General features: G+C 37.7%; 10 protein-coding genes. 6 read left to right on the top strand and 4 right to left on the bottom strand.

Translation table 11 applies throughout. From position 1 onward, the window contains the following. Positions 1–20: 20 nt before the first annotated feature. The 3 genes from accC to aroQ all read right to left on the bottom strand — a co-directional run bounded on the left by accC (position 21) and on the right by aroQ (position 2,455). The gene (gene accC / locus AC27G3_RS15480) at positions 21–1,367 is read right to left on the bottom strand and encodes an acetyl-CoA carboxylase biotin carboxylase subunit (protein ID WP_487123081.1); all 1,347 of its coding nucleotides are present in this window, start codon (positions 1,365–1,367) and stop codon (positions 21–23) included. 32 nt (positions 1,368–1,399) lie between these two features. Then, positions 1,400–1,849, bottom strand: coding sequence for an acetyl-CoA carboxylase biotin carboxyl carrier protein (gene accB / locus AC27G3_RS15475; protein ID WP_487123079.1), 450 nt, complete (start codon positions 1,847–1,849; stop codon positions 1,400–1,402). A gap of 150 nt (positions 1,850–1,999) precedes the next feature. After that, positions 2,000–2,455, bottom strand: a complete 456-nt coding sequence (aroQ, locus tag AC27G3_RS15470) for a type II 3-dehydroquinate dehydratase (protein WP_487123077.1) — start codon at positions 2,453–2,455, stop codon at positions 2,000–2,002. A gap of 334 nt (positions 2,456–2,789) precedes the next feature. Here aroQ and AC27G3_RS15465 point away from each other — a divergent pair, with 334 nt between their 5' ends. Genes AC27G3_RS15465 through AC27G3_RS15455 form a run of 3 tightly spaced genes read left to right on the top strand, consistent with a single transcriptional unit; the run spans position 2,790 to position 6,884 of the window. Continuing rightward, complete coding sequence (locus AC27G3_RS15465; RefSeq protein ID WP_487123075.1) at positions 2,790–3,212, top strand: type 2 periplasmic-binding domain-containing protein; 423 nt, start codon at positions 2,790–2,792, stop codon at positions 3,210–3,212. 1 nt (position 3,213) lies between these two features. Beyond that, positions 3,214–4,416 carry a hypothetical protein gene (locus tag AC27G3_RS15460; protein WP_487123073.1) on the top strand — a complete coding sequence of 401 codons (1,203 nt, stop codon included), beginning with the start codon at positions 3,214–3,216 and terminating at the stop codon, positions 4,414–4,416. Beyond that, entirely contained in the window at positions 4,386–6,884 is a 2,499-nt protein-coding gene (locus AC27G3_RS15455; protein WP_487123071.1) for a putative bifunctional diguanylate cyclase/phosphodiesterase, read from the top strand. Before AC27G3_RS15460 ends, AC27G3_RS15455 begins: the two co-directional genes overlap by 31 nt. A 182-nt stretch (positions 6,885–7,066) precedes the next feature. Here the strand turns inward: AC27G3_RS15455 and AC27G3_RS15450 are convergent, their stop codons facing one another. Further along, complete coding sequence (locus AC27G3_RS15450) at positions 7,067–8,923, bottom strand: protein-disulfide reductase DsbD (protein WP_487123069.1); 1,857 nt, start codon at positions 8,921–8,923, stop codon at positions 7,067–7,069. A 262-nt stretch (positions 8,924–9,185) separates the two neighbouring features. Here AC27G3_RS15450 and AC27G3_RS15445 point away from each other — a divergent pair, with 262 nt between their 5' ends. The 3 genes from AC27G3_RS15445 to groL all read left to right on the top strand — a co-directional run bounded on the left by AC27G3_RS15445 (position 9,186) and on the right by groL (position 11,930). Continuing rightward, positions 9,186–9,686, top strand: coding sequence for an FxsA family protein (locus AC27G3_RS15445; protein ID WP_487123067.1), 501 nt, complete (start codon positions 9,186–9,188; stop codon positions 9,684–9,686). A 119-nt stretch (positions 9,687–9,805) separates the two neighbouring features. Next, entirely contained in the window at positions 9,806–10,096 is a 291-nt protein-coding gene (locus AC27G3_RS15440; protein WP_487123065.1) for a co-chaperone GroES, read from the top strand. A 184-nt stretch (positions 10,097–10,280) separates the two neighbouring features. After that, positions 10,281–11,930 (top strand): chaperonin GroEL, encoded by a 1,650-nt coding sequence (gene groL / locus AC27G3_RS15435; RefSeq protein WP_487123063.1) that lies wholly within the window; start codon positions 10,281–10,283, stop codon positions 11,928–11,930. The last annotated feature ends 177 nt before the right edge of the window (positions 11,931–12,107 follow it).

The raw sequence follows: 12,107 nt of genomic DNA, 5'->3' as shown, positions 1-12,107 counted from the left end.
TATGCACTAACATCAGTAAGTTACGACATTTCATCAAGTTTCTTTTCAAGATAGTGAATGTTAGCACCACCGTTAACAAAGCCTTGATCGTTTAAAATATCAATGTGCAAAGCGATATTTGTTTTGATACCGTCAATCACTAACTCACTTAATGCATTGCGCATACGAGCAATAGCTACGTCACGATTATCACCCCAAGTGATCAGTTTACCGATCATAGAATCGTAATTAGGTGGAACCGAATAATCAGCGTAAATATGAGAATCCCAACGAACACCTAAACCTCCTGGAGGATGAAAACGGGTAATTTTTCCAGGTGAAGGAATAAATGTGCGAGGGTCTTCAGCATTAATACGGCACTCAATAGAATGTCCAGATACTTTAATATCTTCTTGCGTATAAGATAAAGGCTGACCTGCTGCGACACGTAATTGCTCTTTAATTAAATCAACGCCAGTCACCATTTCAGTAACAGGGTGCTCTACTTGGATACGGGTATTCATTTCAATAAAATAAAATTCGCCATTCTCGTATAAAAACTCAAATGTCCCCGCACCGCGGTAATTAATTTCGATACAAGCGTTACAGCAACGCTCACCAATTTTGGCACGCATTTCAGGAGTAATGCCCGGTGCAGGAGCTTCTTCAACCACCTTTTGGTGACGACGTTGCATCGAACAATCACGCTCACCTAAGTGAATAGCACCGCCTTGTCCGTCAGCCATTATTTGAATTTCTACGTGACGTGGATTTTCAAGAAATTTTTCCATGTAAACCATATCGTTCTTGAAAATAGTACCTGCTTCACGTTTCGTTAAGGCAATTGCGTCAATTAACTCTTCTTCAGTACGAACTACACGCATACCACGGCCACCACCGCCGCCAGCAGCCTTAACAATAACAGGGTAACCAATACGCTTAGCGTGTGCTTTATTAGTTGCCTCATCATCGTTTAACGGGCCATCTGAACCAGGTACACAAGGAACGCCGGCAACTTTCATGGCCTTAATTGCGGCAACTTTATCACCCATTATACGAATGCTCTCTGCTTTCGGGCCAATAAAGGCAAAACCAGATTTTTCAACCTGTTCGGCAAAATCAGCATTTTCAGCTAAAAAGCCATAACCAGGATGAATTGCAACAGCGTTAGTAACTTCTGCAGCTGTAATTATTGCTGGAATGTTTAGGTAGCTTTCAGGTGCCGATGCCTTACCAATACAAATAGTTTCATCTGCGAGTAAAACGTGTTTTAAGTTTCTATCGGCAGTTGAATGGATAGCAACCGTTTTAATACCTAGCTCTTTACAAGCGCGTAGTATTCTTAGTGCAATTTCGCCTCGATTGGCGATAACGACTTTATCTAACATGGAATAAACCTTATGTGTTGATATATATGGGCTTATTCAATGATGAATAGCGGTTGATCAAATTCAATAGCGTCTTCGTTTTGTACTAAAATGGTTTTGATAACACCAGATTTGTCTGCTTCAATTTGATTCATCATTTTCATTGCCTCAACAATACATAAAGTATCACCAGCGTTTACATGCTGACCAACTTCTACGAATGCAGGTGCATCAGGCGAAGCTGAAGCATAGAAAGTGCCTACCATTGGTGAGCGAACTTCATGGCCTGAAACAGCAGCAGGAGCAGCATCAGCTGTAGGTGCGGCAGCAGGAGCTGGGGCGGCTGAGATCGGAGCTGCTTGAACAGGAGCTGCAACCATTGGTGCACTGCTAACAGCGCCGCTGCTAATTCTTACAGACTCTTCGCCTTCAGATATTTCTAATTCATTGATACCTGATTCTTGTACAAGTTCGATAAGTTTTTTTATTTTACGAATATCCATGGAACACCTTCATATATTGTGATGATGATTTTATCTATATAAAAACTAATAATAGATAAAACTTTTATAAATAGTAGTTAACCTAAAAAAGTTAACTGTTGCTTTTAGTTTTAATGTGTTAAATGTTGTTATTTACATTTAACACAATGTTTATTTTAAATTTTTGCTAAGAAACTGATGTGCGGCATCTAAAGCGTAGCTATATCCTTGATTACCTAAGCCACATATAACCCCTTTAGCAACATCAGATAAATATGAATGTTGTCTAAAAGGCTCTCTTGCATGCACATTAGATAAATGTACTTCTATAAACGGAATATTCACTGATAAAAGGGCATCGCGTAATGCCACACTGGTATGAGTGAAAGCCGCAGGGTTTATAATAATATAATCAACTTTTTCATGTGCCTGATGAATTTCATCGATCAGCTGATGCTCAGCATTAGATTGCAAATGAAGCAATTCAATACCGAGAGATTGCGCTTTATTGGTTAGTTGCTCAATAATCTCAGATAAAGTTTGAGCGCCATAAATATCAGGCTCACGCTTTCCTAACATATTTAAGTTAGGACCATTAAGTACTAAAACTCTAAACTTTGCAGTCATCTTCTGTAAACGCACCTTATTTGTAATGTTATTTACAATCTTTACATAAAATCATTATGCTTGGAATGAAATATAGCAAAAAAGTTCATGTTTTTAATAATAAGCGATTATTATAGTGTTTTCGCAGAATATAGCAGCAAAATACTGGTCTTATCAGTTGAGGTGTGAAGATTTGTTGCGACTGATTATATTTGAACTATACTGGTATTAAATAAAAGTAAGCTTAATATTTGATTATTTTGCATTTTTGCTAATTAGCTTGATAAAATAACTCATTTACAATACTTACTAGTACTCCGGATTTACTTACTAGTATTTTTTCGTTTACAGGGATGTGTCTATCAAAAGCATACTCACCAGTCTAATTGTTGTTATTGCACTTTTTTCGAGTCCTATAGCATACAGCGCTAAAGTTATCGCCAATAAAGCGGTAGCACCAATAACGCAATCACAATTACGGCGAATTTTTTCAATGCGACAATTGCAGTGGGCTAATGGCCAAAAAATTGTTGTTTTTGTTTTGCCGAGCTCCCACCCTCTACATCAAAATTTCAGCAAAAATGAATTAGGCATATTCTCATATAAATTAGATCGTATATGGAATAAGTTAATTTTCTCAGGACTAGGTACAGCACCTATTGTTGTTGATACACCACAAGCTTTACTTGAAGCGGTAATTAACACGGCAGGAGCAATTGGCTATGTTGACGATTCCACCATTGTTAAGGATGCATATGTTATTAAAATTAAGGAATAGGATGTTGACGAAAGCAATAAAATTAGTCACCTTGATCGCGTTAAATATAGTAATGATGGGTGCATCAGCTAACCAAGAAACTTTTCATGATTTGCAAGTTCATGGTTTTGTTGCTCAAGGTATTATTGATGTAGATGGTAGTGACTTTGTTAATGATAGTGGTGATTTATCTGCTGAACTGACAGAGATTGGTTTGAATGCATCTTATCAACTAAGTTCCCAGTTTCGTCTAACAGGGCAAATGGTTTATTTAGATGGCGGTAATAGGTACGACGATGGGGTACGTGTTGATTATGCGCTAATCGACTGGTCGGCATTTCAAAATGAAAACTGGCAAGTAAACCTTTATGCTGGTCGCTATAAAAACACTCATTGGCTTTACTCAAGTACACGTGATGTGCCTTTTACTCGCCCGAGTATTATCTTACCTCAGTCTGTGTACTTCGATGGTTTTAGAGACATTGCCGTAGGCGCTGATGGCGTGAATCTTAAAGTAAGTCATAGCTCTGATGAATTGGGTGATTTTGACTTTAATATCAGTACTGGTACCTCTCATATATCAAAAGAGCAAACTCAAATTATCCTCAGCGAACTTGCCACTGGCGACATGAAGCAGACTTTTGATGTGCAGTCGAGCTTATATTGGCAACCTTTCTTGTCATCTTGGCGTTTTGGTTTAGCTTTATTAGACAGTGACTTTGAATACAATATGGCTGAACAGGGCGATAATTTTCTAGATGCCAAAATTACTTTGCAGCGCTTTATCGTTAATGCAATATATGAAGGTGAAAAGTGGGAGTTTAGTAGCGAAATTTTTCAAGAGCGTTTTATCTTTGATGGCTTTTATGCTGTCGATTCTCACGAAGATAAAATGGGGCAAGGCTTTTATGTGCAATCAAGATATAAAGTCAATAATGCACTAACCTTACTAGCTAGATACGAAAAATTTTATGCGGATAAAGATGACAAAAGTGGTAAGCAGTTAACAGAGAGTACAGGGGGGCTGGTGCCTAATTATTTTGCTTATCAACATGATCTTACGTTTGGTCTTTCTTATGACCTCGCGCAAGATTTTCGCCTGCAACTTGAGTATCATCGTTTTGACGGTACAGCTCGGTTAACACCTGTAGTGTTTCCTAACCTCGCCATCAATAACAATGAGCATTGGAATTTATGGACAATGCAACTGATGTACTGGTTTTAGAGGCTGTTATGAAAAAAGTGTTTGTCAGTGTTCCGACTAAGTTACTCGCGTTAATTATAATTACGCTATTGTTTATTGGCGTTGGGTTTTCGGCGATGTCATTGTGGCGCCTTCAAGAAGAGTTTAAACAATTTCAACAAGACACTCTTAGGCAAGGGCAGCTGCAATTTAGTTTGCATAATGACATTTTACGTTCAAAACTAAGGGTGTGGGTAGAAACGTTTTCCGATGTAATAAGCCTTAATCAAGAGGATGATTTTTCTAGCTTTGCTGATGGTATAAAAGCGCAATTTGATGCTTTAGAGTTGCATTTTAATGTCGAAAATATATGGCTAGTCAATCACCGACTTCAACCGATTTACACTACTAGCTCACTCCCTGACTATGTTAAGAAGAATGTCATTAAAACCTTAAGTGAGCAAACCCCTCAAGAAGAATTGCATTGTGCAGAAAGCTGTCAACAATTAATCAGTATTCCTTTATTAAATCAAAAAGGTGAGTTAGCTATCGTAGTGATGAGCGCATCGTTAGTCGATATGTTATATGCGATTAACCGCTCTTTGAAAAGTGATCTGGCGATTGTCAGTTTTGAAAATTACAAGGATACGCGACTAAACGAGGTTAACTTTATGTCTGCGTCTAATCCACAACTGTTTAATGCTTTGTTTAGCTATGACTCTGGTGATACTTTTGTCCGCGATGTAAACAATAATGGCTTACAAATAGACTTAACTTCTTCGAATTATTTGCTCAACTTAATGCCTATTGCTGAAAATCAGCGACAATATTATTTAGCACTCGTTGATGATGTTACGCCTTTCAAAAAAGAGAGTGATCATTATCGGCAGCAGGTTTTAGTGTCGGCCATTATTATATTTATTGCTTTGGCAACGCTAGTTTATTTAATTGCGAGTCCTTTTACTAAACGATTGCTAACGCTTTCTAACGTTTTACCCTTGTTGGCAAGAAAAGAGTTTGATTTATTTCGCCAGACAAAACTTAAATCACCTCGCTTTTTTTCTGATGAACTTGATGTGCTGACCGATGCGACAATAGAGCTCAGTTATGAGCTTGAACAGCTTAATCTTGAAGTGGATCAAAAAACTAAAGAGCTTGAAAATATAGCGATGTACGATTTATTAACAGGTTTGCCTAATCGTAATATGCTCAATTATCAACTTCGAAAATCTATTGCTAATATCGCTATCGACAAAAAAGGCGTTGCCGTATTGTTTTTAGATTTAGATGACTTTAAAAAAGTAAATGATAGTCATGGCCATAGTGAGGGGGATCGCTTACTCATTGTTGCAGCTGATCGCGTGCGTTTAAGTGTGAAAAACATTGATCTAGCTTGCCGCTTTGGTGGTGATGAATTTGTTATTGTTTTAAGTCAATTAAATTCGTGTGCAGAAGCTGAGGCAATTGCTGAAAAAATACTCTTGCAATTTAGAGAGCCGATAAAACTTTCATCGAGTTTATTTTATGTGTCGACCAGTATTGGCATTGTTTATAGCGACGATAAAAACGCCAAAGCTGATGCGTTAATCAGTCATGCTGATATTGCTATGTATGAAGCTAAAGAAAGTGGTGGCTCTCAATTTCATGTCTATCACGAAGATATGTATGAAAAAGTCGCTCACCGAGTCATGTTAGAAGGAGAAGTGAGACAAGCACTGGCTAAAAAGCAATTCAGCATTAGTTTACAGCCACAATTAGAAGCAAAAACTAAAAAACTTTATGGCTTTGAAGCTTTACTACGTTGGCATCACCCTGAGCGAGGTATGATTTCACCAGATGATTTTATTCCTATTTTAGAAAATTCAGAGCACATGATTATTTTAGGCTACTGGGTTATTCGCCGCTGCTTTGAATTGGTAGTGAAAATTCGTCACTCAGGATTAAACAACGTTAAAGTTGCGATTAACTTGTCTGCTATTCAGTTTACTGATCCTAAATTAACCACCTACTTTGAAGAGTTATTAGCAGAGTTTGATTTATCTGCTGAGCATTTCGAATTAGAAATTACAGAACAGACGCTCGTTAAAGATGTAGAGCAAGCTATTGAAGTTATGGATACTTTAAAGAGCATGGGCTTTACCTTTGCTATTGATGATTTTGGTACAGGGTATTCGTCATTAACGTATTTGAAAAAAATGCCAATAGATGTCATTAAAATCGATAAAAGCTTTGTATTTGGCATGTTAGAAAACCATGCGGATTATCAAATTATAATGTCGACTATTGCTATGGTGAAAAACTTAGGATTAACAGCTATTGCTGAGGGGGTAGAATCGAGTGCCCAATTGCGTAGCTTAACGGAAAATAATTGCGATTTAATTCAAGGCTATTATTTTTCTAAACCTATTCCTGAAATAGATATTATGTCGTTTATTGAATCTCATATTAGCGACGGCTATTGGAAAACCAAAGTGGAAAGCCCAATTAAACCGGTTTCATTTGATATTTAACGAAGAAGTTAACACAGAGTTTAACGAAAATAGTTGCTAGAAATCTAATTGGTCAATCGAGCTCAGCTAGTTGAGCTCGATTGACTTTTTCTCTTAAGTTTGTGAAAAAATGCGTTGGGTAAATTGTATAGTGCCGCTCTTGCTAATATGTTAAGAAAGCAAAAGCGGCTATGAATGATAAATTAGTTAAACAGCGCATTAACATGGTTAGTAAATTCATCCGCTTCCATAAAGCCTGTCACTCTATTGTTGCTAAGCTCCTTGCCGGTTAAGTCAAAAAATAAGATAGACGGTAACCCAAATACCTCGAAGTGTTCCATAATCTCTATACTTTCGTCAGAGCCGGTATCTGTTAAATCAATTTGCAAGAGCACTGAATTATTTAATGCTTGTTGAACTTGTGGTGTATTAAACGTGTACTCCTCAAACTCTTTACAGGCGATACACCAATCAGCATACAAGTCTAGCATTACTGTTTTATTATCTTTATTTGCAGCAGATACTGCTTCATTTAATGCGGCTAAGTTTTTAATTTTAATAAATTCAGCGTGTTGATTTTGTTCAATAACCGAAGTATTTTGCACTGGGTTAATGAGTTGATAAGCCTTTGTTGCGCCAAAGTAGAGCATTAAAAAGATAATGAGCGAGCGACAACCATAACCAAAGCCTTTATGCTTAGTTGAGTTTTGATTAGTTACGTAAAAATAACTGGCGCTAGCAAGAATTAATAAGGTCCATAATATATCGACAAGTAGTGCAGGAATAATGCGCTCAAGTAAAAATATAGGTACGGCAAGTAGCAATAAGCCAAATATATTCTTAATAACATTCATCCAGGCACCTGCTTTGGGAAGTATTTTTCCTCCTGAACTGCCTAATATAAGTAGCGGTAGTCCCATACCTAAGCTTAATGCATACAGAGCAGAAGCACCGAGAACAACATCACCTGTTTGTGATATATAAAGCAATGCGCCAGTGAGTGGAGCCGTGGTACAAGGTGAAGCGACTAAGCCAGAAATAACCCCCATAATCACAACACCAATAATTGATCCTCCTTTTTGCTGGTTGCTTAAGTTATTAAGTTTATTTTGCCAGCTGCTAGGTAGCGCCAAATTAAATAAACCAAACATAGAAAGCGCTAAAAAGATAAATAAAATACTTAGGGCGATTAATACTACGGGCGATTGAAACATCGCTTGAAATTGGGCACCGGCTAACGCTACTACTATACCTAAAATGGTATAAGTAATTGCCATCCCTTGAACATAGAAAAATGAAAGCGTAAAAGCTTGTTTGGTGGTTAATACCTTATCTTTAGCTTGGCCAACAATAATACCTGTTAAAATGGGGTACATAGGAAAAACACAAGGAGTAAAAGATAGTAGTAAGCCACCAGCAAAAAATGCGAGTAGTGTGAGCAACAAACTTTCTTGCTTTAACATGTCGGCCAATTGGTTTTGTTCGCTGCTAGCTGTTATTTCAGGTTTACTCGTTGTTGATGCGCCGTTTATTGTCTCTTTATCTGTGGTAATAGCGGCTAGCACTGCTTGTTGGTCACTCGAATCTACTTTGCTTAAGTCAACCACTTTACTGTGAGGGGGGTAACATAAACCTTTTTCGGCACACCCTTGATAACGAATCTCAATAGTCGAATTTTCAGTTACTTGCGAAATATCTACGGTAAACGATAATTGGCCGGTGTAAATTTCTTGCACACCAAAAAATTCATCTTCATGACTTTGCCCTTGCGGTAAATTAACCGCATCGACACTTGCTCCTTCAGAAGTGATTTTAAATTGCTTACGATACAAATAATAACCGTCAGCAATATCAAAGGTTACTTCAAGCAGATCACTTTTTTGAAAAAAGTTGAAACCAAATGCTTCATCAATGTGTAGAAACTCTTCTTCATTACTAAATAAAGACGAGGAAGAAGTGTCAAAGATTGATTGTTGGGCATTGGCGGAACGTTCTACAAGCGTTAAATTGGCAAGTAAAAGAGTAAATAATAATATAAATACAGAGGTTAACTTTTTCATAACTTCTTTAGTAACTCAACTATCCAGTTTAATTGGGACATGTCGCTATGCTGGATGTTCAAAGCGACAGTTTTTAAGCACTAAAAGTGCTTGACGAATGAATGGCGATAATAAACCAAATTTTTTAAATAAACTTTAACAAAATCTTATGTGATGTTCTTGGTTTATTTGCACAGGCTTATCTACTGAATGCCATTTGCTTGAAATAGACCTGAATACCCCCATATTAGTTTCATCAACTCGCTAAAAAGTTCGGGAAGTTATGTTTCGTATTTTATTTTTGTTTTTTGTTATTGTACCGATTATCGAAATTACTGTTTTAATGCATGTTGGCGAATGGTTAGGTGCGTGGCCAACTATCGCTATTGTAATTTTTACTGCTTGGCTTGGCGCAAAGTATGTTCGTCAACAAGGAATTGCCACCTTGCAATCTGTTCAAACTAAAATGGCGCAAGGTGAAATGCCCTCTGGTGAAATAATTACCGGAGTCATGTTATTAATTGCCGGTGTGTTATTAGTTACTCCAGGCTTTGTGACTGATATTTTTGGACTCTCTTTGCTAGTACCCGCTGTCAGGCAAGTATTAATTAAATCAGTACAACAGCACCTTGTGGTGAGTCAAATGTCACAAGGAGGAGCTAGTTTTTCAGCCTCTTCAGTGGAAGAGACTATCAATGACAGCGCTGAATTTAAATCGACCAGTCACACAACATCCCAGCACCAAGGAGAAACACTTGAGGGTGAGTTTGAACGCAAAGATTAAACGAATAATTAACACCACTAAACTAGTTCAATAAAAAAACTTGTTTAGTGGTAATTTATCCCCATATTTAATTTCAAGTAAATTTAACTTTTTAATATTTAACTCTCTGGAGAACATAAATGAGTATTCGTCCTCTGCACGATCGTGTAATTATCAAACGTAAAGAAGTAGAGTCAAAATCTGCTGGCGGTATTGTATTAACTGGAAGTGCTGCTGAGAAGTCAACGCGTGGTGAAGTTATCGCTGTCGGTAACGGCCGTCTTTTAGAAAACGGAGAAGTACGTGCTTTAGACGTAAAAATTGGCGATAACGTTATCTTTAGCGAAGGATATGGCGTTAAAACTGAAAAACTTGACGGTGAAGAAGTATTAATTCTTTCTGAATCAGACATTTTAGCAATCGTAGAATAAATAAGCGCTTAACTAATCGCTAAAAGAACATAGCAAAAATACAAGTTTACTCAAGTTAGCTTTGTATTTCTTGGTGCTTAAGCCTTTTAGCTTATTATCAAGCCCTAATATAAATAGTCCAAAACAGTGTTTAGATTAAATAAATTCAAACATTGTTCTTAACAAAATTATAGGAATCAATAACATGGCTGCAAAAGACGTATTATTTGGAAATGACGCACGCGTAAAAATGCTTAAAGGCGTAAATGTATTAGCTGACGCGGTAAAAGTAACCTTAGGCCCTAAAGGTCGCAACGTAGTATTAGATAAATCATTTGGTGGTCCAACAATCACTAAAGATGGTGTATCTGTTGCCAAAGAAATTGAACTTGAAGACAAGTTTGAAAACATGGGCGCTCAAATGGTTAAAGAAGTCGCTTCTAAAGCCAATGATGAAGCTGGTGACGGTACCACTACTGCAACTGTTTTAGCTCAAGCTATTGTTAATGAAGGTTTAAAGTCAATTGCTGCTGGTATGAATCCTATGGATCTTAAGCGCGGTATTGATAAAGCGGTAATTGCAGCGGTTGCGGCATTAAAAGAAGCGTCAACACCTGTAACAGACAATAAAGCTATCGAGCAAGTAGGTACTATTTCTGCCAACTCAGATGAGACTGTTGGTCAAATCATTGCCACAGCAATGGACAAAGTAGGTACTGAAGGCGTAATTACCGTTGAAGAAGGTCAAGCGTTAACAGATGAGTTAGATGTGGTTGAAGGTATGCAATTCGACCGTGGTTATTTATCACCATATTTCATCAACAACCAAGAAAATGGCACTGTTGAAATGGAAAACCCATTTATTTTATTAGTTGATAAAAAAGTATCTAACATTCGTGAATTATTAACGACATTAGAAGGCGTTGCTAAAGCAGGTAAGCCATTACTAATTATTGCTGAAGACGTTGAAGGTGAAGCATTAGCTACTTTAGTTGTAAACAATATGCGTGGAATTGTTAAAGTTGCTGCGGTTAAAGCACCAGGTTTTGGTGATCGTCGCAAAGCGATGTTACAAGATGTTGCTACTTTAACAGCTGGTACTGTTATTTCTGAAGAAATTGGTATGGAACTTGAGAAAGCAACGTTAGAAGATTTAGGTCAAGCTAAGCGCGTGATTATTTCTAAAGATAACACCACTATTATCGATGGTATTGGTGAAGAAGCAGACATTCAAGCACGTGTTGCTCAAATTCGTGGTCAAATTGAAGACTCTACTTCAGACTACGATAAAGAAAAGCTTCAAGAGCGTTTAGCTAAACTTGCTGGCGGTGTTGCAGTCATTAAAGTTGGCGCAGCGACTGAAGTTGAAATGAAAGAGAAAAAAGCGCGTGTTGAAGATGCATTACATGCAACTCGTGCTGCTGTTGAAGAGGGGGTGGTTGCTGGTGGTGGTACTGCTTTAGTTCGTGCCGCTGAAGCGATTAAAGATTTAGAAGGCGCTAACGAAGATCAAACTCATGGTGTTAACGTTGCTATTCGAGCAATGGAAGCACCACTTCGTCAAATCGTATCTAACTGTGGTGACGAATCATCAGTTGTTTTAAACGAAGTACGTAACGGTAAAGGTAACTACGGCTACAATGCTGGTAACAGCACTTACGGTGACATGCTAGAAATGGGTATTTTAGACCCAACTAAAGTTACACGTAGTGCCTTACAGTTTGCTGCCTCTGTTGCTGGTTTAATGCTAACAACTGAAGCGATGATTACTGACATACCTCAAGATTCTGCTCCAGCTATGCCTGATATGGGCGGCATGGGCGGTGGTATGGGTGGAATGGGCGGCATGATGTAGTTATGCTTGTCTAAATGATTGATTACTGCGTTGCTTTGTTACTCGTTTAAGAAACACTAAACGTTGTAATAAAGCGCCTTGTATTCAATTATTTATTCTGCGCATAAGTAGCATTAGCTACTTAACGCTCTAAATAAAAAACCTGCTTTTGCAGGTTTTTTATTTCTGATGAATGAC

The sequence above is a fragment of the Colwellia sp. SU-HH01217 genome, assembly GCF_057543495.1.
Note: the sequence above shows the minus strand (reverse complement) of the source record. Positions and strands in the feature narration are given on the sequence as shown.